The organism is Rhizobium sp. RAF36 (genome assembly GCF_052114105.1).
Lineage (GTDB): Bacteria > Pseudomonadota > Alphaproteobacteria > Rhizobiales > Rhizobiaceae > Rhizobium.
Window position 1 is genome coordinate 43,419 of the sequence record NZ_JBFREC010000005.1, and the last position, 19,530, is coordinate 62,948.

At 60.1% G+C, this 19,530-nt stretch carries 17 protein-coding genes; 9 read left to right on the forward strand and 8 right to left on the reverse strand.

Annotated features, from left to right (window positions below):
• The first annotated feature begins 2 nt into the window (after nt 1-2).
• The 3 genes from AB4Z25_RS18215 to rpmG all read left to right on the forward strand — a co-directional run bounded on the left by AB4Z25_RS18215 (nt 3) and on the right by rpmG (nt 2,181).
• On the forward strand, nt 3-461 hold the full coding sequence (locus tag AB4Z25_RS18215) for a DUF983 domain-containing protein (protein WP_112537399.1): 459 nt from the start codon (nt 3-5) through the stop codon (nt 459-461).
• Nucleotides 462-735: 274 nt separating this feature from the next.
• Nucleotides 736-1,920 (forward strand): MFS transporter, encoded by a 1,185-nt coding sequence (locus AB4Z25_RS18220; protein ID WP_112537400.1) that lies wholly within the window; start codon nt 736-738, stop codon nt 1,918-1,920.
• Nucleotides 1,921-2,013: 93 nt separating this feature from the next.
• Nucleotides 2,014-2,181, forward strand: a complete 168-nt coding sequence (gene rpmG / locus AB4Z25_RS18225) for a 50S ribosomal protein L33 (protein ID WP_003587245.1) — start codon at nt 2,014-2,016, stop codon at nt 2,179-2,181.
• A 761-nt stretch (nt 2,182-2,942) separates the two neighbouring features.
• On the opposite strand, the gene AB4Z25_RS18230 is transcribed toward rpmG, so the two are convergent.
• Nucleotides 2,943-4,316: a PleD family two-component system response regulator gene (locus AB4Z25_RS18230; protein WP_112516946.1), complete on the reverse strand. Its 1,374-nt coding sequence runs from the start codon at nt 4,314-4,316 to the stop codon at nt 2,943-2,945.
• 18 nt (nt 4,317-4,334) lie between these two features.
• A complete protein-coding gene (locus AB4Z25_RS18235) occupies nt 4,335-4,706 on the reverse strand; it encodes a response regulator (RefSeq protein WP_003547430.1) in 372 nt (123 codons plus the stop codon).
• Nucleotides 4,707-4,839: 133 nt separating this feature from the next.
• On the opposite strand from AB4Z25_RS18235, the gene AB4Z25_RS18240 reads away from it, so the two are divergent.
• The 3 genes from AB4Z25_RS18240 to AB4Z25_RS18250 all read left to right on the forward strand — a co-directional run bounded on the left by AB4Z25_RS18240 (nt 4,840) and on the right by AB4Z25_RS18250 (nt 7,237).
• Nucleotides 4,840-5,148, forward strand: a complete 309-nt coding sequence (locus AB4Z25_RS18240) for a DUF3572 domain-containing protein (protein ID WP_112389695.1) — start codon at nt 4,840-4,842, stop codon at nt 5,146-5,148.
• A 2-nt stretch (nt 5,149-5,150) separates the two neighbouring features.
• A complete protein-coding gene (locus AB4Z25_RS18245; RefSeq protein WP_112537401.1) occupies nt 5,151-5,816 on the forward strand; it encodes a hypothetical protein in 666 nt (221 codons plus the stop codon).
• A 125-nt stretch (nt 5,817-5,941) separates the two neighbouring features.
• Nucleotides 5,942-7,237 (forward strand): DNA polymerase IV, encoded by a 1,296-nt coding sequence (locus AB4Z25_RS18250; protein ID WP_112537402.1) that lies wholly within the window; start codon nt 5,942-5,944, stop codon nt 7,235-7,237.
• On the opposite strand, the gene AB4Z25_RS18255 is transcribed toward AB4Z25_RS18250, so the two are convergent.
• The gene (locus tag AB4Z25_RS18255; RefSeq protein WP_162698665.1) at nt 7,234-8,967 is read right to left on the reverse strand and encodes a GNAT family N-acetyltransferase; all 1,734 of its coding nucleotides are present in this window, start codon (nt 8,965-8,967) and stop codon (nt 7,234-7,236) included. The two genes, AB4Z25_RS18250 and AB4Z25_RS18255, sit on opposite strands and share 4 nt — an antisense overlap.
• A gap of 173 nt (nt 8,968-9,140) precedes the next feature.
• Between AB4Z25_RS18255 and AB4Z25_RS18260 the strand changes: the two genes are divergently transcribed.
• Nucleotides 9,141-10,379, forward strand: a complete 1,239-nt coding sequence (locus AB4Z25_RS18260; protein WP_112537404.1) for a L,D-transpeptidase family protein — start codon at nt 9,141-9,143, stop codon at nt 10,377-10,379.
• On the opposite strand, the gene dnaE is transcribed toward AB4Z25_RS18260, so the two are convergent.
• The gene (dnaE, locus tag AB4Z25_RS18265) at nt 10,376-13,861 is read right to left on the reverse strand and encodes a DNA polymerase III subunit alpha (RefSeq protein WP_112537405.1); all 3,486 of its coding nucleotides are present in this window, start codon (nt 13,859-13,861) and stop codon (nt 10,376-10,378) included. The two genes, AB4Z25_RS18260 and dnaE, sit on opposite strands and share 4 nt — an antisense overlap.
• Nucleotides 13,862-14,164: 303 nt before the next feature.
• On the opposite strand from dnaE, the gene AB4Z25_RS18270 reads away from it, so the two are divergent.
• Both AB4Z25_RS18270 and AB4Z25_RS18275 read left to right on the forward strand, forming a co-directional pair.
• Complete coding sequence (locus AB4Z25_RS18270) at nt 14,165-14,740, forward strand: hypothetical protein (protein WP_112537406.1); 576 nt, start codon at nt 14,165-14,167, stop codon at nt 14,738-14,740.
• 65 nt (nt 14,741-14,805) lie between these two features.
• Nucleotides 14,806-15,270, forward strand: coding sequence for a DUF5680 domain-containing protein (locus AB4Z25_RS18275; RefSeq protein WP_442208794.1), 465 nt, complete (start codon nt 14,806-14,808; stop codon nt 15,268-15,270).
• Here the strand turns inward: AB4Z25_RS18275 and AB4Z25_RS18280 are convergent.
• The 4 genes from AB4Z25_RS18280 to AB4Z25_RS18295 all read right to left on the reverse strand — a co-directional run bounded on the left by AB4Z25_RS18280 (nt 15,267) and on the right by AB4Z25_RS18295 (nt 19,472).
• Nucleotides 15,267-15,950, reverse strand: coding sequence for an ABC transporter ATP-binding protein (locus AB4Z25_RS18280; protein WP_112517329.1), 684 nt, complete (start codon nt 15,948-15,950; stop codon nt 15,267-15,269). The genes AB4Z25_RS18275 and AB4Z25_RS18280 overlap by 4 nt on opposite strands.
• A gap of 15 nt (nt 15,951-15,965) precedes the next feature.
• Complete coding sequence (locus AB4Z25_RS18285) at nt 15,966-17,273, reverse strand: lipoprotein-releasing ABC transporter permease subunit (RefSeq protein WP_112389688.1); 1,308 nt, start codon at nt 17,271-17,273, stop codon at nt 15,966-15,968.
• Nucleotides 17,274-17,286: 13 nt separating this feature from the next.
• Nucleotides 17,287-18,609, reverse strand: coding sequence for a proline--tRNA ligase (gene proS / locus AB4Z25_RS18290; RefSeq protein WP_112537409.1), 1,323 nt, complete (start codon nt 18,607-18,609; stop codon nt 17,287-17,289).
• A gap of 581 nt (nt 18,610-19,190) precedes the next feature.
• Nucleotides 19,191-19,472 carry a DUF1467 family protein gene (locus AB4Z25_RS18295; RefSeq protein ID WP_112389686.1) on the reverse strand — a complete coding sequence of 94 codons (282 nt, stop codon included), beginning with the start codon at nt 19,470-19,472 and terminating at the stop codon, nt 19,191-19,193.
• Nucleotides 19,473-19,530 lie beyond the last annotated feature (58 nt).

Genomic DNA, 19,530 nt, shown 5'->3' on the forward strand with positions numbered 1-19,530 from the left:
CGATGACGACGCCTGCACCCGATCACTCGGTCCAATTCGGCGGCACAGACACGTCAGAGCGGCCGCTCGGCCGTTCGATCATCCGCGGCATGCTGAACAAATGCCCGAACTGCGGCAGCGGCAAACTGTTCCGCGCCTTCCTGAAGCCGGTCGACAATTGCGCCGCCTGCGGCGAGGCTATGCATCACCACCGCTCGGACGACTTACCGCCCTATCTGACGATCTTCGTCATCGGCCATGTCATTCTCGGCGGCTACATGCTGACCGATCTCGTCTGGCCGCTGCCGATGTGGCTGACCTTCGCCATCTGGGCGCCGGCGACGCTGCTCTCGGCGCTCCTCATCATCCAGCCGATCAAGGGCGGAGTGATCGGCCTGCAATGGGCGCTGCGGATGCATGGTTTCGGCGGTCACAGCGATGATCACGACGTCTATGAGATCCCTGGCAGGGACAAGCCTTAGGGCGCGTTTCGAGGCACCTTCACCATCCAGACATAATTCGCTTGTATTGGGCAACGCTCATGCGCGTGGCGGGCTTTTTTGCCTGCCTGTGTCTTTGTCCGGCGAATAAAGTGGTGCGCGTTTTCTTGACTGATCTGATGTTCGACTATTCGATCTCTTGCCATCAGCGCCGGACTTCCCTTAAAGCTCTGCCCGTCACCTGGATTTGGCATGTCTGTGCCCTTCTGTGTGGCACGAGACGGGTGATTCGTTTCAGTCATTCAAGGATGGATATATGTCTCAGCCGAGAAACGGCACGCCGGGCGATGTTGAAGAAATCCATTGGCCGTCGCTCGTTGCCGCCGTCTCGTCGATCTCTGCTGTCGGCATAGCGATCGGCCTTGGCCTTCCGCTGCTCAGCATCATCCTCGAGAAGCGCGGTATTTCGTCGACGCTGATCGGACTGAACACCGCGATGGCCGGCGTTGCCGCCATGGCTGCCGCGCCGATCACGACGAAGCTGGCGCATAAATACGGCGTTGCCTCCACCATGCTGTGGGCCGTGGTGATCTCGGCACTCAGCGCGATCGGCTTCTACTACGCCCAGGACTTCTGGATGTGGTTCCCGTTGCGCTTTGCCTTTCATGGTGCGACGACAACGCTCTTCATCCTATCCGAGTTCTGGATCAACGCCGCATCGCCGCGATCGAAACGCGGCTTCGTGCTCGGCATCTACGCGACAGTGCTATCGCTTGGCTTTGCCGCCGGCCCCCTGCTCTTCTCGATCCTCGGCAGCGACGGCGTGCTTCCCTTTGCCGTCGGCGCTGTCGCCATCCTGCTTGCCGCGATCCCGATCTTCATCGCGCGCTACGAAAGCCCGGTGCTGGAAGAGAAGCCGGAACTGCATTTCATGCGCTACGTCTTCCTGGTGCCGACGGCGACCGCCGCCGTCTTCATCTTCGGAGCGGTCGAAGCGGGCGGGCTGGCGCTGTTTCCGATCTATGCGACCCGCGCCGCCTTTACCGAATCGCAGGCTGCCCTGCTGCTGACGATGATGGGCATCGGCAACGTGATCTTCCAGATTCCCGTCGGCCTGCTGTCCGACAAGATGAAGGACAAGCGCCCCCTGCTCGCAGCCATGGCTTTCATGGGCTGTATCGGCTCGCTGATGCTGCCGCTGCTCGTGCATAGCTGGGTACTCATGGCAGGCGTCCTGCTCTTCTGGGGCGGCTGTGTGGCCGGTCTGTACACGGTCGGGCTCAACCATCTCGGCTCGCGGCTGACGGGCTCCGACCTCGCCGCCGCCAATGCCGCCTTCGTCTTCTGTTACGCCGTTGGCACCGTTGCTGGTCCGCAAGTGATCGGTGCGGCGATCGATGTTGCCGGCAATAACGGATTTGCCTGGGCAATCGCCGGCTTCTTCGGCATTTATGCCCTGCTTTCAGGCATAAGACTGCTTTTCATTCGAAAGCGAGGTTGACATTTCGGGCGAGATTCGTATTTTCGCGCCAGAATTTGCCGTGGAGCCCATCCGGCTTGCCACGGCATTCATTTTATTAAAGGCAGGACGACCATGGCTAAGGCTACCACAATCAAGATCAAGCTGCTGTCGACGGCCGACACCGGCTTCTTCTACGTCACGACGAAGAACAGCCGTACGATGACCGACAAGATGACCAAGACCAAGTACGACCCGATTGCTAAGAAGCATGTCGAGTTCAAGGAAACCAAGATCAAGTAATTCTTGATCCCTGGGTTTTGAAAAAGGCGCGCGCCCAACGGCTGCGCGCTTTTTTCGTTTTCCGGTCTACCGTCACGATAAATGTTAGCGCAAACAAAAACACCGCCCTACCGGTTTATCGGCAAGGGCGGTGTTTTTACGAAAGGGGGTCGGCCAGCAAGCAACGCGGCACGAGGAACCGCTTAAAGTTGCGAACTAGCCGACCGACCCCACGACCCAGGAGATGCGGCGGACCTGAGCATCATGGGGTATCTCGGCATCCCATGTTCGGGAGCGCTTTTCTTATGGCTCGATAATTTGCCCGAAAATGAAAGAAAATCAACAAATTCTTAATGATTAGATTTGTGAGCTTGTCCCTATGGTTAAAAGTCCAATTTTGGGGCAGGTGCGAAATGAACGAATCACGTTTCTTTACTTGATGAAGAAAAACGCGATCGAAGAACACCGGAAATATATATCAGTACAATTATCGCGCACTTCCGTTACGTTAGGTAGCCGATTTACACTCACGCGAATAGTAACATCACCACAACTCTTGGCGCAAAACCATTTATGCTTGACGCTGACTTTTGAGAACGATTCTATTCGTGAAAACGAACACAAATCCCCCTCAAATTGGACGATTGTATCGGCTCTCCATTTTTGGGGTCTTAGTTGAAAAACAGCCTGCGATATGGCAGCGGGATCATTAAAATTTGTTAATCTTTCACTGCTGCCGGTGGAAAACTGGGAAAACCACCCGCTAAACAGGCCTGGTATCGTCAGGCCGCCGCGGCGACGACTCGGTTGCGGCCGGTGTTCTTCGCTTCGTAAAGCGCGAGATCGGCCTGCTTCATCAGCTGATCAGGCGTCAATACGCTCGATTGGCGCGAAGCGATGCCGAACGAGGCCGTGACCTTTAGCTCCTCGCCTGCCGATTTCAACGTGAAGCCATTGTCTTCGATCGACGCCCGCAGGCGCTCCGCCACGGCTGCCGCGACCTCCGGGGAAGTATCGGGCATGACGACGACGAATTCCTCGCCGCCATAGCGGCAGGCAAGATCGGCGCCCCGCACGGTCGAGCGGATGCGGTTGGCAAACTCCTTCAGGACTTCGTCTCCGGCATCATGCCCGTAGGTATCGTTGACCTGCTTGAATCGATCGATGTCGGTGATCAGCACCGAGAGCGGCTTGCCCCGCGCCATCGAGCGGTTGAAAAGCACGTTCAGGTGATTGTCGAGATAGCGGCGGTTATTCAGCCCAGTCAGTGCGTCGGTAACCGCGAGCTCGATCGTGTGCTTGACGCTGGCGCGCAGACGGTCGTTGAAGCGCTTGCGGCGGATCTGCGTCAGGCTGCGGGCGACAAGCTCGTTCGGATCGAGCGGACGGATGATGTAGTCGTTAACGCCGAGATCCAGCGCCCGGATGACCATGTCGTCGGCGCCCTGCTCGGTGATGATCAGGATCGGCAGGAAGCGCGTGCGCTCCAGTGAGCGGAACTGCGAGCAGAGCCGCAGCGGATCGTAATCGTCGAAATTGGTATTGACGATCACCAGCTCGAACGCGTTTTCCGCCGCTTCGAAGAGAGCCGCCTGCGGATCGGAGATCGCCGTCACATCCGCGATCGGCTTCAGCGTCTTGATGATACGTTCCTGCGAATTGGCGCGGCCATCGACAAGCAGGATCTGGCCTGCGTCCTCGGCGCGTCCCTCGCCTGCCCGCAGCAGATCGTCCATGCCCATGGTCTGCGCCGTTTCGGCGCGGATACGCAGTTCGTCGCTCAGCGTCTTCAGGCGCAGCAGGCTCTTGACCCGCGAGATCAGCTGCAGGTCGTTGACCGGCTTGGTCAGAAAGTCGTCGGCACCAGCCTTCAGGCCGCGCACGCGGTCGGCCGGCTGATCGAGCGCGGTGACCATGACGACCGGAATATGCGAGGTCTTCGGGTTTGCCTTCAGGCGCTCGCAGACCTCGAAGCCGTTGAGACCCGGCATCATGACATCGAGAAGAATGATATCGACCTGGTTGCGATCGCAGATCGCCAGCGCCTCATAGCCATCGGCAGCGGTCAGCACGTCGAAATACTCGGCGACGAGCCGCGCTTCGAGCAGCTTCACGTTCGCCGGAATATCGTCAACAACCAGAATGCGCGCAGTCATGAGCTTCTTTCCGATGCACTAAGCATCGCCGAGATACGTCTTGATCGTTTCGATAAATTTGGGAACCGAGATCGGCTTGGACACATAAGCCTCACAGCCGCCCTGACGGATTCGCTCCTCATCGCCCTTCATCGCGAATGCGGTGACCGCGATCACGGGAATGACATGTAGTTCGTCGTCCTCTTTCAGCCACTTGGTCACCTCGAGACCGGAAACCTCCGGCAGCTGAATGTCCATGAGGATCAGATCCGGACGGTGTTTTCGAGCAAGATCAAGCGCTTCCATGCCGTTCCGGGTCTGGATGGTCGTATATCCCGAGGCCTCGATCAGGTCGCGAAAGAGCTTCATGTTGAGCTCATTATCTTCTACAATCATCACCTGTTTGGGCATGGCAAGCTCGTTCCTATGTTCCGTCCCTGCAAATGTCCGCCTGACAAGAAGCGACCTGCGAACGCGCGGCTACGAAACCGATAGCGGCAAGCTACCGGTATTTGGTTGAAAAAAAGGTAACTTACCCAGCGAAATGCAAAGCAACTTCAAGACCTCTAAACAACTGGCCAGGGATCCGCATGAAACGGCGATCGCCGTACTCGGCTGGCTTGCAAATGAACCCGACATGTTTTCGCGTTTTCTTGCGCTGACCGGCATTGAACCGGCCCAGGTGCGCAACGCGATCAACGATACGGCCTTCCTTTCGGGCATGCTCGACTTCGTCATGCAGCATGAGCCGACGGCCCTGGCTTTTTGCCAGGCGAGCGGCACGCCGCCAGAGGCGCTGACGGCTGCCTGGCAGCATTTCTCGTCGCCCGGTCTCGATTCGGGGCAGTATTGACCGTGGCAGAGATCGAGCACCTCGACACATCGCATGTGCGGCTCGCCGACCGGCCGCTGATCGTCTGCGACGTTGATGACGTCGTGCTGCAATTCATCGTGCCGTTCGAACGCTTTCTGCAAAGCGAGGGCTATCGGCTGGTGCCGCGGTCGTTCAAGCTGCACGGAAACATCGAAACGCCGGACGGGACAGCGGCTGACGAAGTCACTGTCAGCCGGCTGATCGAAACCTTTTTCGAGCGGCAGGAAGAGTGGCAGGCGCCGCTTCTGCTTGCAGAGGAAACTCTGGCGCGCCTTTCCGGCACCGCCGACATCGTGCTCCTGACGGCCATGCCGCCCGTCTATCGCGACCAGCGCCGCAGATTGCTCGACCGCTTCGAGCTGCATTACCCGCTGCTCGCCTCGCTGCAGCCCAAGGGGCCGATCGTGAAGGCGCTGCACGGCGCCCGCGATGTGCCCGTTGCCTTTATTGACGACATGGTCCGCAACCTTCATTCCGTCCACGAACATGTCGAGGATTGCCTGCTGCTGCACCTGATGCCGGAGTCGGACATTCATCGCTTTGCCCCTTCGGCCATGGAAGGCATCGCCCGGGTGAAGGGCTGGGAGGAGGCATCTGTTCATATCGGCGAACACTTTGGCGCCTCCGGCGGCAGTGGCCGCGGCTGATCCTCTGTCTTCATCGATCCAACGGCCCCAAAATGCCGTTTGTTATCCAACGCCACGGCGCTCCTCTGTCTTGAGACTCAAGAACTTAGAGCGTAATGTCGCGATGTTCAATATTTGTTCCCGTGATGACTTTGGCTGCACCTGACAAGACACCCGGCTTCTGTCGCGACTGCCTTGCCGAGCAGAAGGCGGAGACGCGCCGTTGCGTCAGCTGCGGAAGCCCGCGGCTTGTCCGGCACAAGGAGCTCTATGGCCTGACGCTGGCGCATATCGACTGCGACGCCTTCTATGCGGCAGTCGAAAAGCGCGACAATCCCGAACTCGCCGACAAGCCCGTGATCATCGGCGGCGGCAAGCGCGGCGTGGTTTCCACCGCCTGCTATATCGCCCGTATTCATGGCGTGCGCTCTGCCATGCCGATGTTCAAGGCCCTGGAAGCCTGCCCGCAGGCGATCGTCATCCGGCCCGACATGGAGAAATATGTCAGGGTCGGCCGCGAGGTCAGGTCGATGATGCAGGAGCTGACGCCGCTGGTGCAGCCACTGTCGATCGACGAAGCCTTCCTGGAACTCGGCGGCACCGAGCGCCTGCACAACGATCCCCCTGCCCGGACGCTGGCGAAATTCGTACGGCGGGTGGAGAAGGAGATCGGCATCAGCGTGTCGGTCGGGCTTTCCTATTGCAAGTTCCTCGCCAAGGTTGCTTCAGACCTGCAGAAACCCCGCGGCTTTTCGGTCATCGGGCGTGAAGAGGCTGTGGAGTTTCTGGCGCCGCGCCCGGTGACGACCATCTGGGGCGTCGGCAAGGCCTTCGCGGCAACGCTGGAGGCCGACGGCATCCGGACGATCGGTCAGTTGCAGCAGATGGAAGAGACCGACCTGATGCGCCGTTATGGCAGCATGGGTCAGCGCCTCGCCCGGCTCTCCCGCGGCATCGACGATCGCGAAGTGCATCTCAACGAGGCAGCGAAAAGCGTCTCGTCGGAAACCACCTTCTTCGAAGACATTTCCCGCCACGAGGATCTCGTGCCGATCCTGCGGAACCTCTCCGAGAAGGTGTCCTGGCGGCTGAAGAAGGATGACATCGCCGGCCATACCGTCGTGCTGAAGATGAAGACTGCGGATTTCAAGCTGCGGACGCGCAACAGGCGGCTGGAAGACCCGACGCAGCTTGCCGACCGGATCTTCCGCACCGGCGTTGAGCTGCTTGAACGGGAGACCGACGGCACTAAGTTTCGGCTGCTCGGCATCGGCGTCACCGATCTTTGCGATCCCGGCCGCGCCGATCCGCCCGATCTGATCGACGAGCAATCGACCCGCCGCGCGGCCGCCGAAGCGGCGATGGACAAGCTGCGCGAAAAGTTCGGCAAGAACACCGTCGAGACAGGTTACACGTTCGGGAGCGGCAAGCGCGACCGCTAGACGACGGCCATCGCGTTGATCTGCGCCAGCACGGCCGCCTTGTTCAGCGCCGCCTGTGCGTGATCGGGCGCCAGTTCGAGGGCTCGCGAATAGCTTTCCGCCGCATCCTCCAACCGGCCCATCCGGCGCAGAACATTGCCGCGATTGTTAAAGGCCGCGGCATAGGACGGCGAAAGGGCGATGGCGCGCTCATAGCTGGCGATCGCCGCAGCATCCTCGGACAGAGCGGCAAGAATGTTGCCACAGGTGCAATGGGCCGCCGCATTGCCAGGCCCGGCGGCCAGCGCCTCAAGGATCGACGACTTTGCGGCATCGAGGCGGCCCTGCTGCAACAGCACGAGCGCCAGCTGATGCAGGGCGGCAAAGTGCCCGGGCACCGCTTCGATGATGCGGCGATAGCCGGATTCGGCGCGCGCCAGGGCGCCCTCACGGTGATCTGCGATCGCGGTGCGCATCAGCGCCTCCAGCTCGATATCCGCAGCCGGCCGGCGCCGTGCCGCTTCGAGGCTTTCAGCGAGCGCCAGCGCCTGGGAATGAGAAGGGTCGGTGGCGAGGATCTGGCGGCAGCAGAGATCGGCATTTTCGATATCGCCTTTCGCTGCCATTTGCGCGGCGCGGTAACAGGCCGCGTCCAGCGAGCGCGGGTCGAGACGATCGCCGATATTGCGTTCGGAGACCGTCATCACCCTGCGACGCTCCACCAGCTGCTGTTCGCCGCCGAAAGTGAACTTGTAGGCAAAATCTCCGGTGCCGAAATCGTAGTTCCGGTAGTCGTTCTCGATTGCCCAGCGCAGGCAATAACAATGCAGCGTGAATCCCGGGCTATGAGAGGCCGCGTTGCTATCCCGGCTGCCGATGAAGCAGATCATCGTCTTCTTCTTGTGATCGAGATAGAGGACCTGCATGGCGACAGGCCTGTCGCCCTCCCAAAGCACAGGCACCAGAAGCGATCCGTCATCGAGCGAACCGGGCAGCATCTTGCGGCAACCGGCAATGATCCCGGCCGCATAATCCGGCTGACGCACACCCCATTGCGCATTCCACATCGCATAGAAGGTCTCGAGATTCTGCTCGAATGTCTCGGCGGTCGTATGGGTGACATGCAGCCCATGCTTTCCGCTCGCCAGATCGCGCAGAGCGACCCGCGCGTTGCGGCGCGCCTTGGCGCTGAGACGGGTACTGAGGAATGTCTCGAAGTCATCCGCCAGCGGAATATACACATAGGCATCGTGATCGATGCTCTCGCCGGCATCGGTGATATGGTCAGCCCGGACGACCTTTGCCGGCACGAATTCCTGGCGCGGGAAACTGCCGATCAGTGCGGAGAGACGCTGGTCGGACAGATAGATCTCATCGAGATTGAACCGGCGCCAGTTGAAGGTCTGCAGACAGGCTGCGAAAGCCGCCATCGCCTCGTCGGAACATTCGGGGCGGGAAAGAATGCCGCTGTAAACGGAGAAGGGCATACCGGCCATATGGATGGCATTGAAAAAACCCTTCCCCGGCTCGAAATCCAGGCGGATCTGCAACGGCAGGAATGCGATGTAATGCTCATCCGCTTCCGCGCGCTTTGCCGCCAGAACATGCCAGTTAGCGCGCGTTTGCAGATAGCGCCGCATCCAGTTCCAGGACATGAAATAGTTGGATTCCGGATCGGCGTCATAGACCGCCTCCCAGTCGCCCTGCAATTTCTCGAGTTCGTCGAACGCAGACACAATATCGACGTGCATAGCCGGGCTCCCCAACCGCCACGGCGTCGAGATTTGCATACATTCGCGCCCACTACAATAAGCGGCCGCTTGATCACGAGTGCGTGACGGCCGCCCCGGAGGCTCGCGATCAAGCCTTCCTTAAACTTCGTTGAATATTGTTCCCCTCGAGTATTGCGTATTGGTTGGGTAACATGTTCTCGCGTTTTGTTTTCGGCCTCGGCTTGCTGTCGGCAACCGCACTGGTGAACCCTGCTCTCGCAGCGGATGCCAGGACGCTGCAAATCATCGTCTCCAAGGACAAACAGTCGCTTGCGGTCTATGACGGCACCGAGGTCGTGGCGACCTCGAAAGTCTCGACCGGCAAGCCCGGCCACACGACGCCGAGCGGCATCTTCTCGGTGCTCGAGAAGAAGAAATATCACGAGTCCAATCTCTATTCGGCAGCACCGATGCCGTGGATGCAGCGGCTGACATGGTCCGGCATCGCCCTGCACGAGTCGAATTCCGTGCCGCGCTATCCGGCCTCGCATGGCTGCGTGCGCATGCCCGCCGCCTTCGCCAAAGAGCTCTACAAGATGACGGATCTCAGCGTCCCTGTTATCATCAGCAATGCGGCCGTCGTGCCGGAGCCGATCGACCACCCGTCGCTGTTCCGCCCGAACGCACCGGAACCGGCGCTGCTGCTCTCCGACGTCCAGCTACGCCCATCCATCGGCAGCACCGATGGCGAGCCGGTACAGTTGGCGATGAACACGGTGTCTGCATCGCTGATGCCGCCAACGGCAGCACCCGCCGAAAACCTTGAGCCGATCCGCATCCTGATCACTCGCCGCGCCCAGCGGGAATCGATCATCGACATCCAGACCTTCCTCAATCAGTTGGGCTTCAATGCCGGCAATCCGGATGGTTTGCTCGGCCCCTCGACGGTGCAGGCGATCAACGCTTTCAAGGCCTTGCGCCCGACTGCGTTCAAGGGCGACCGAACGCTCACCAGCGATACTCTCCTAAGGGAAGTTTACGCTGCGGTAGGCAAAGGCGAGCCGCCGAATGGCGTGCTGATGATCCGCCAGGATTTCAAGCCTGTCTTCGAGGCTCCCGTTACCATCGAGAACCCGCAACTGGCGCTCGGAACGCACTTCTTCACGCTGCACAGGGTCGATCAGGAAAACGGCACGGCAGACTGGCTGGGCCTGACGCTTGATAACAACCTGCCGTCACAGACGATGAAGCGCCTCGGCATCAAGACGCAAGAAGGCTCGATCATCATGGGCAGCCCGATCACCAACGCGCTGTCGCGGATCCAGATCCCCGACGACACCAGACGCAAGGTGGACATGATGCTGGCCGCCGGTTCGACGATGACGATTTCCGATACCGGCCTCGGCCCTGAGACGGGCGCCGGAACCGACTTCATCACCGTAACGCGCTAGACAAGCTCGACATCGACAATGCCGGGTGCTGCGCGCAAAGCCGCGGCAATCTCCGGCGTGATGCGGTATTTCTGCTGCAGCGCCACCTCGACCTCGCGCTTGCCATCCTCCTTGATGACGATGAAGGACACCAGCCCCTCGCCCTTGGCATTCAGGTGGGCGGCAACCGCCTTCAGGGGGCCGGAATCGCGGACATAGACGCGCAGCGTCTTCTGCATCTGCAGCGACTTTTCTTCCAGCGACTGGATGGTCTGGATCCGCAGTCCGATACCCTCGGGGCGCTCTTCGCCGATGGCGGTGATGACGAAGGATTTTCCGGATTCCAGGATATCGCGATACTGGTTCAGCATCTCGGAAAACAGCACGGCTTCGTATTGGCCCGACGAATCCGAGAAGACGATGATGCCCATCTTGTTGCCGGTGCGCGTCTTGCGCTCCTGCTTGGAAATCACGGTACCGGCCAGACGGCCATTGGCGGCCCCCTGCCTGACAGCCGCGGAGAAATCCGCAAAGGTCTGCACGCGCATCTTGTCCAACAGGCTGTTGTAACTGTCGAGCGGATGTGCCGTCAGATAGAAACCGAGAACCTGAAATTCCTTCAGCAGCCGCTCCGAGGCGAGCCAGGGCGAATAAGGCGGCAGGGCGATCTTTTCCGGTCCCGACGACAGCGCGCCACCGAAGATATCGGACTGGCCGCTCAGCTTGTTTTCCTGCGCGCGCTGCGCATAGCCGAGCACGCGGTCGAGACCAGCCGAAAGCTGCGCCCGGTCGAGATTGAAGCAGTCGAAGGCGCCGGCATAGATCAGGCTTTCGAGCACGCGGCGGTTCACCTGGCGCGGATCGATGCGCAGGCAGAAGTCCTCGATACTTGCAAAGGGTTTGTCGCCGCGCACCGAGACGATGTGTTCGACGGCGTTTTCGCCGACGCCCTTGAGCGCTGCCAGCGCGTAGTAGATCCGCTCCTCGCCCGTCTCGAAATGCCGGAACGACGTCTGGACCGAGGGCGCAATCACGTCGATGCCGAGGCGCTTGGCATCCTGGCGGAAGTCGTTGACCTTATCGGTGTTCGACATATCGAGCGTCATCGAGGCGGCCAGGAACTCGACCGGATAATGCGCCTTCATATAGGCCGTCTGGTACGAGACGATGGCGTAGGCGGCGGCATGCGACTTGTTGAAGCCGTAATTGGCAAACTTGGCGAGCAGTTCGAAAATGTTGTCGGCCTGCGGCTTCGACACGCCGTTCTTGACGGCGCCGCTGACGAAGCGCTCGCGCTGCTGGTCCATCTCCGCCTTGATCTTCTTACCCATGGCGCGGCGCAGAAGGTCAGCTTCACCCAGCGAGTAGCCGGAGAGAACCTGAGCGATCTGCATGACCTGCTCCTGGTAGACGATAACGCCCTGGGTTTCCTTCAACAGGTAGTCGATGGTCGGATGGATCGACTCGACCTCTTCCTCGCCATGCTTGCGGGCATTGTAGGTCGGGATGTTTTCCATCGGGCCAGGGCGGTAGAGCGCCACCAGCGCGATGATGTCCTCGATGCAGTCGGGCTTCATGCCGATCAGCGCCTTGCGCATGCCGGCACTTTCCACCTGGAACACGCCGACCGTTTCGCCGCGCGACAGCATCTCGTAGGTCTTCTTGTCATCGAGCGGGATCGAGGCCAGATCGACCTTGATGCCGCGCTTGGCGACGAAATCGACGGCGACCTTCAGAACGGTCAGCGTCTTCAGGCCGAGGAAGTCGAACTTCACAAGGCCAGCCTGTTCCACCCACTTCATGTTGAACTGGGTGACCGGCATGTCGGAGCGCGGATCGCGATACATCGGCACCAGCTTCGACAGCGGACGGTCACCGATGACGATACCGGCGGCGTGGGTCGAGGCATGGCGGTACAGACCTTCGATCTTCTGGGCGATGTCGAGCAGACGGGCGACAACGGGCTCCTTGGCCGCCTCTTCCTGCAGCTTCGGCTCTTCCTCGATCGCCTTCGACAGCGGCGTCGGATTGGCCGGGTTGTTCGGCACCAGCTTGCAGATCTTGTCAACCTGGCCATAAGGCATCTCGAGCACACGACCGACGTCGCGCAGTGCAGCACGCGCCTGCAGCGAACCGAAGGTGATGATCTGCGCCACCTGCTCGCGGCCGTATTTCTTCTGCACGTAGCGGATCACCTCTTCGCGGCGATCCTGGCAGAAGTCGATATCGAAGTCGGGCATCGATACGCGGTCGGGATTGAGGAAGCGTTCGAACAGCAGCGAGAAGCGCAGCGGATCGACGTCGGTAATCGTCAGGGCGTAGGCGACCAGCGAGCCCGCACCAGAACCGCGGCCCGGGCCGACCGGAATATCCTGCAGCTTGGCCCATTTGATGAAGTCGGCAACGATCAGGAAGTAGCCGGGAAACTTCATCTTCTCGATGACACTGAGCTCGAATTCGAGCCGGTCGCGATAGTCCTTTTCCTCGTAGCCCGGCGACATTCCGAGCGTCGCCAGACGCATATCGAGGCCCTCCACGGCCTGGCGCCGCAGTTCGCCGGATTCGGCACGATCAGCCTCGTCGGCGTCGTCGCTGGCACCGGTAAAGCGCGGCAGGATCGGCTTGCGGGTCTGCAGCACGAAGGAGCAGCGTCTTGCGATCTCCAGCGTGCTTTCCAGCGCCTCCGGCAGATCGGCAAAAAGCTTGGCCATCTCCGCCCGGCTCTTCAGATAGTGATCCGGAGTCAGTCGGAAGCGGCTGTCGTCGGAGACGATGGCGTTGTGCGCCACGGCCATCAGGGCGTCATGCGCGTCATAATCGTCGCGCGCCGGGAAGAAGGCCTCGTTGGTCGCGACCAGCGGCAGATCGTGCTCATAGGCAAGGCCGATCATCTTCTGCTCGTGGCGCTTGTCATAGGTACCGTGGCGCTGCAGCTCGACATAGAGCCGGTCGCCGAACAGCGCCTTGAGACGCAACAGGCGCGAAACCGCCGGCGCCATATGCCCCTGCTTCAGGGCCATATCGATGGGGCCGCCAAGCGAACCTGTGAGCGCGATCAGCCCCTCGGTACCGGCTTCCTCCAGCCAGGAGGCGCGGACGTGGACCGCCTGGTTGTCTTCACCGCCGAGATAGGCGCGGCTCACCAGATCGACGAGGCGCTCGTAACCGGCAGCTGTTGCCGCCAGCACGACGATCGCAGGCAGTTTGCCCATCATCTGCTGGCCGCCGCGCTTTTCAACTTCGAGCCCGTCTTCCATATCAACGGAGATCTGGCAGCCGATGATCGGCTGCAGCCCCTCGTCCATCGCCTTCTGGGCGAATTCGAGGGCGACGAAGAGATTGTTGGTATCGGTGATGGCAATCGCCGGCTGGCTGTCGCCCGAAGCCTTGTAGAGGATCTTCTTCAGCGGCAGCGCACCCTCGAGCAGCGAATAGGCCGAGTGTACGCGCAGATGAACGAAACCCGGCGTCCCGCCGATAAATCCGCCCTCTGCATCCGCCATGACACGTCCCTTCAATCGCCCGTATGAATCGGTGCCATTGTCGGTCCTGGCCGTGGAGATGTCCAGAAGAAGTCCCTGCCCGGAACCGCATGGCAGCCATGCGGTCCCCTGAAAAATTACATCGCCATCAGGATCAGAGAGAAGCTGGCAACAAACATTGCGATGGAGGTGAATGCTGCGACGTCACGTATCATGTCAGTCATTTGGCTCTCCTTTACTCGTTATGTTTTTAGTTTGTTCCGCTATTGTTCCGTTGTCAACAGAATTGTTTTCTGTTTGGTTAACGCGGAACAGGAGAGAAACATGCGCCTCACAATCCTTGCCGCCGCCCTGCTTTCGGCCCAGGCCGCTATTGCCGCAGACACCGGCCCCGCCCGCATCGTCGATGCGGCCGTGGGCGATTGGAACGGCGATGGGAAGCCCGATCTGGCTTTGCTTGCCGAGGCTGCAGCGGATGCCGAAGACGATCAGCTCGGCATCTACATCTATCTGCGCGACGACCACGATCTGCTGCGGCTTGCGGCCAGCGCACCTGGCAAGATCTGGGGCAGCACGGCTGTGGACGGGATCTACGGCCAGGAGCCGTCGATCAAGGCCGCCGGAAAATCGTCGATCGCCGTCCATTCGCAGAACAGCGCCATCGGCCGGGGCCGCTGGGAGCAGACGCTGACGCTCGCCTATCGCAACGGCCAGTTCGTCGTCGCCGGCTATACCTACAGCGATTACGACACGCTCGACCCGGATGCCGGCGGCACCTGCGACTACAATGCACTGACGGGCAAATTGCAAAAAGCCGGCAAGGATCAGACATCGGAGCCGCGCGTTATCGCCATTACCGACTGGAAGGACGAAACCGGCCAGTCGATCTGCGGCAACTGATTTGTTCTCTTTTTGTTCTCTACAAAAAGCGCGACGTCTGCGAGACATATCGCAGGAGGCGCGGCATGTATCTCACTCTCTTGAACGACTTCATCGTCGAGGCAAAATCGCAGACCTATGTCGGCGGCGGGGCAAAAATCTCTGCCTGCCGGCCGGGATCGCAGGATATCGGCTATGAGCGCGGCGAATGGCGCTATCTCGACAGCTATTTCGGTGGCACGGATTTCGCCGGCCAGGAAACCGTCTGGCTGAACGGCGAGCCCGTCTGGGCGATGAACTACTTCGGCCACATCATCGAGCCGCGACTGATCGACGGCAGCCGCGCCGGGGCGGTGATCAAGGCAGCGCTGTCTGCGCTTTACAGCGGTGAAAAGCGCTTTCTCGGCGGCATGGAATACGAACACGCGTTCGGCCTGTATATCGACCGAAGCGAAGGTGATTGCGGGCATTTCCGCGGCATGGAGATGATTGTCGTCGAAGAACGGCGCGCTTACGAACTCGATTATCGCGGCGGTCTGATCCGCCTTTAGAATTCGACGACCTTGCCGTCGGTGATCGTCACACGGCGGTCCATGCGCGCGGCGAGATCGTGATTGTGGGTGGCGATCAGGGCAGCGAGACCGGACTGGCGAACCAGCGCTTCCAGTGCGTCGAAGACGTAGTTGGCGGTTTCCGGGTCGAGATTGCCGGTCGGCTCGTCGGCGAGAAGCAGGCTCGGCGCGTTGGCAACGGCGCGGGCGATCGCCACGCGCTGCTGCTCACCGCCGGAGAGTTCGCCCGGGCGATGAGAACCGCGATGGCCGATGCGCATGTAATCGAGCAGCTGCTGGGCTCGAACCGCGGCTTCCTTGCGCGCCAGGCCCGAAATCATCTGCGGCATCATGATGTTTTCCTGTGCCGAGAATTCCGGCAGCAGATGATGGAATTGATAGACGAAGCCGATCTCGCTGCGGCGGATCGCCGTGCGCTTGTCATCGGAGAGCCCGTTGCAGGCATGACCGTTGATGTTGACCTCGCCCTCGTCAGGGTGTTCCAGCAAACCGGCCAGATGCAGCAGGGTTGACTTGCCGGTACCCGACGGCGCGACAAGCGCGACGATCTCGCCGCTATGCAGCGTGAAATCCGCGCCCTTCAAGATCGAGAGCACCGTATCGCCCTGCCCGTAGTGACGCTCGACGCCGGAAAGCTTGAGAACGACATTGCGTTTCATGGAGTTCAGCATTCCTTATTCGTAGCGTAGCGCTTGCACCGGATCGAGGCGCGAGGCGCGCCAGGCCGGGAAGATGGTCGCAAGGAAGGACAGTGTCAGCGCCATGATCACGACAGAGGTCGTCTCGCTGACGCTCATCTGGGCCGGCAGCTGGCTGAGGAAATAGAGCTGCGGATTGAAGAGAATGGTGCCGGTGATCCAGGAGAAGAACTGGCGGATCGACTCGATATTGATGCAGACGACAACGCCGAGCAGAACGCCTGCCAGCGTGCCGACGATGCCGATTGCGGCGCCGGTCATGAAGAAGATGCGCATGATAGCACCGGAGCTGGCGCCCATGGTGCGCAGGATGGCGATATCGCTGCCCTTGTCCTTCACCAGCATGATCAGTCCGGAGATGATGTTCAGCGCCGCGACCAGAACGATCAGCGTCAGGATCATGAACATGACATTGCGCTCGACCTGAAGGGCGGAGAAGAATGTCTGGTTGCGCTGGCGCCAGTCGGTGATGGCGATCTGGCGGCCAGCGGCAGCCTCCACCTTCGGCCTCAGATTGTCGATATCATCGGGATTATTGGCGAAGAGCTCGATCGACTGCACCAGCCCTTCCGAATTGAAATAGAGCTGCGCCTCCTCGAGCGGCATGTAGATGATGGCGGAATCATATTCCGACATGCCGATCTCGAAGATACCCGATATGGTGTAGGACTTGACGCGCGGATTGACGCCCATCGGCGTCACGTCGCCTTCCGGCGAAATCAGCGTGATCGTATCGCCGGCCTGCAGCCCCAGCTGGTTGGCCATGCCGGATCCGATCAACACGCCCTGCCCGGACATGAAGCCGACGAGATCGCCGGATTTGATGTTGTCGGAGACGGTTTTGAGCTTGGTCAGGTCTTCGGAGCGGATACCACGCACCAGCGCACCGCTGCCTGCCCCACCCTGGCCCGACGCCAGCGTCTGGCCCTCGACCAGCGGCAGCGCCATGCGGATACCGGGCACGGCGGCGAATTTCTCCGTCAGCGCCGCATAGTCGGTGAACGGCGCATCGACCGGCTGGACGATCATGTGGCCATTGATGCCGAGAATGCGCGAGATCAGCTCGGTGCGGAACCCGTTCATCACGGCCATGACGATGATCAGCGTCGCGACGCCGAGCATGATGCCGACGAAGGAGAAGCCGGCGATCACCGAAATGAAGGCTTCTTTGCGCCGGGCGCGCAGATAGCGCCAGGCGACCATGCGTTCGAAGGTGGAAAATGGCTTACTCGCCGAACCGAAACCGGATTTGGAACCCCGCTGGTCCACTGCCGCGTCTGCCATTTCGCCTCCGATATCAGCCCAAGAGCTTGTTGATCGCCGCGTCGATCGTCATCGTTTCGCGGGCACCCGTCTTGCGGTCCTTGACTTCGACTTCGCCGTTCGCGACCGCACGCGGGCCGGCAATGATCTGAACCGGAACGCCGATCAGGTCTGCCGTCGCGAACTTCGTTCCGGCGCGATCGTCGGTATCGTCATAAAGGACGTCCTTGCCGGCCTTAGAGAGCGCGGCATAGATCTTTTCGCAGGCGCTGTCGCAAGCGGCGTCGCCGGCCTTCATGTTGATCACGATCGCATCGAACGGCGCGACGGAGGCCGGCCAGATGATTCCGTTCTCATCATGCGATGCTTCGATGATGGCGGGAACAAGGCGTGTCGGGCCGATGCCGTAAGAACCCATGTGAACATTGTGTTCCTTGCCGTCAGGTCCCTGCACCTTGGCGCCCATCGGGTCGGAATATTTGGTGCCGAAATAGAAGATATGACCGACTTCGATACCGCGCGCAGAGAGCCTGTCGCTCTCGGGGATGGCGTCGAAAGCGGCTGCGTCGTGCATTTCCGAGGTGGCGGCGTAGACCGACGTCCACTTCTTGAAGATCGCATCTAGACCGGCGGCGTCGTCGAAATCGGTATCGACAGAGGGGATGTCGAAATTCACGAAGTCCTTGTGGCTGTAGACTTCGGATTCTCCGGTGTCGGCCAGGATGATGAATTCGTGGCTGAGATCGCCGCCGATCGGGCCGGTATCGGCACGCATCGGAATGGCTCGCAGGCCGAGACGATCGAAGGTGCGCAGGTAGGCGGCGAACATCTTCTTATAGGAGTGCTCGGCGCCTTCGCGCGTCAGGTCGAAGGAATAGGCATCCTTCATCATGAACTCGCGCGAGCGCATGGTGCCGAAACGCGGACGGATCTCGTCGCGGAACTTCAGCTGGATATGATAGAGGTTCAGCGGCAGGTCCTTGTAGGACTTGACGTAGGACCGGAAGATGTCGGTGACCATCTCTTCGTTGGTCGGGCCGTAGAGCATCGGACGGTCCTGGCGGTCCTTGATGCGCAGCATTTCCTTGCCATAGGCGTCGTAGCGGCCGCTTTCCTGCCAGAGCTCGGCAGACTGCAGCGTCGGCATCGACAGCTCGATGGCGCCGGAGCGGTTCTGCTCCTCGCGGATGATATTGTTGACCTTGTCGAGGACGCGCTTGCCGAGCGGCAGCCAGGAATAGATGCCCTGCGACTGCTGGCGGATCATGCCGGCGCGCAGCATCAGCCGGTGGGAGACGATTTCCGCCTCCTTGGGGTTTTCCTTCAGGATGGGCAGGAAGTAGCGGGACAGACGCATGACGGATTCCAGAGCAGTTGGGATTCCACATCAATCGCGGAATCGACGGCAATCGTTAACAGTGGCAGCGTTCATATCTGCTTCGCAGCCGGAAAGAAACCCGCGCGATACGCAAGCAGCCTTCCGCAGACGCAAGTTGGCGTCCGGAAAACGCGAATGCAGAAAAAATCGCGTATTTATAAGGGCTTGCATCAAAATCTTGTCAACAGGAATTTTTTACCCGACTGTAGCAAAAATGCAAAAAAAGCTGGTGACAAAGCCCATTCTTTGAGCTAGTTTCAGCTCACAAAACAGGCAAGGAGATAAATTCTTGCCAACTCGCGGTCAAGTCTTGGGAGGATCAGATCTTAGGCGCGCTTGTCGCAGCCCCGGTAACGGTTACGGATCACGCGATACTTAAAACAAGGCTTTTAGCCTTGTTTTTTTTTGTTTTTCAGCCCCTTCCCTAACGTGAACATCAGAGAATTGCGTTGCGGCAGATGCTCCTGCCGCCGCGTGAGCTCTTTGCATCATCTTGATGACAGCCGTATGACGGCATTTCTCGACAGTTTACACATATGCTCAAAGATTGAGCAAAAGCCCTACTCGATGTTGAAGGCCGGGCCGATCTGCGGCAGGGCGTCGAACCCCCAACCGAAGTAGGTCGACGAGAAGTACCAAGCGCCGTAGACGATCGCTGAAACCACCGTCGTCGTCGAGAATACGAAGAGCGCACGGAAGCGTGTCGGCGCGCTTGGAATGGTGCCGAGCACCACCTCGTTGTCATCAGCCTGCGTGCGCAGACCGATCGGCAGGACGGCGAAAAGCGTGATCCACCAGACGATGAAATAGACGGCGAAGCCCTGTAAGAAAATCTGCAGCATGGTGGGTTCCAAATCGCGTTACGACTATCGCAACGCCGCGCTTATAGAGCGGAATACC

Coding starts and splice junctions, on each gene's coding strand:
- AB4Z25_RS18215 (WP_112537399.1), top strand. CDS start 3: ATGACGACGCCTGCACCCGATCACTCGGTCCAATTCGGCGGCACAGAC.
- AB4Z25_RS18220 (WP_112537400.1), top strand. CDS start 736: ATGTCTCAGCCGAGAAACGGCACGCCGGGCGATGTTGAAGAAATCCAT.
- rpmG (WP_003587245.1), top strand. CDS start 2,014: ATGGCTAAGGCTACCACAATCAAGATCAAGCTGCTGTCGACGGCCGAC.
- AB4Z25_RS18230 (WP_112516946.1), bottom strand. CDS start 4,316: ATGACTGCGCGCATTCTGGTTGTTGACGATATTCCGGCGAACGTGAAG.
- AB4Z25_RS18235 (WP_003547430.1), bottom strand. CDS start 4,706: ATGCCCAAACAGGTGATGATTGTAGAAGATAATGAGCTCAACATGAAG.
- AB4Z25_RS18240 (WP_112389695.1), top strand. CDS start 4,840: ATGCAAAGCAACTTCAAGACCTCTAAACAACTGGCCAGGGATCCGCAT.
- AB4Z25_RS18250 (WP_112537402.1), top strand. CDS start 5,942: ATGACTTTGGCTGCACCTGACAAGACACCCGGCTTCTGTCGCGACTGC.
- AB4Z25_RS18255 (WP_162698665.1), bottom strand. CDS start 8,967: ATGCACGTCGATATTGTGTCTGCGTTCGACGAACTCGAGAAATTGCAG.
- AB4Z25_RS18260 (WP_112537404.1), top strand. CDS start 9,141: ATGTTCTCGCGTTTTGTTTTCGGCCTCGGCTTGCTGTCGGCAACCGCA.
- dnaE (WP_112537405.1), bottom strand. CDS start 13,861: ATGGCGGATGCAGAGGGCGGATTTATCGGCGGGACGCCGGGTTTCGTT.
- AB4Z25_RS18270 (WP_112537406.1), top strand. CDS start 14,165: ATGCGCCTCACAATCCTTGCCGCCGCCCTGCTTTCGGCCCAGGCCGCT.
- AB4Z25_RS18275 (WP_442208794.1), top strand. CDS start 14,806: ATGTATCTCACTCTCTTGAACGACTTCATCGTCGAGGCAAAATCGCAG.
- AB4Z25_RS18280 (WP_112517329.1), bottom strand. CDS start 15,950: ATGAAACGCAATGTCGTTCTCAAGCTTTCCGGCGTCGAGCGTCACTAC.
- AB4Z25_RS18285 (WP_112389688.1), bottom strand. CDS start 17,273: ATGGCAGACGCGGCAGTGGACCAGCGGGGTTCCAAATCCGGTTTCGGT.
- proS (WP_112537409.1), bottom strand. CDS start 18,609: ATGCGTCTGTCCCGCTACTTCCTGCCCATCCTGAAGGAAAACCCCAAG.
- AB4Z25_RS18295 (WP_112389686.1), bottom strand. CDS start 19,472: ATGCTGCAGATTTTCTTACAGGGCTTCGCCGTCTATTTCATCGTCTGG.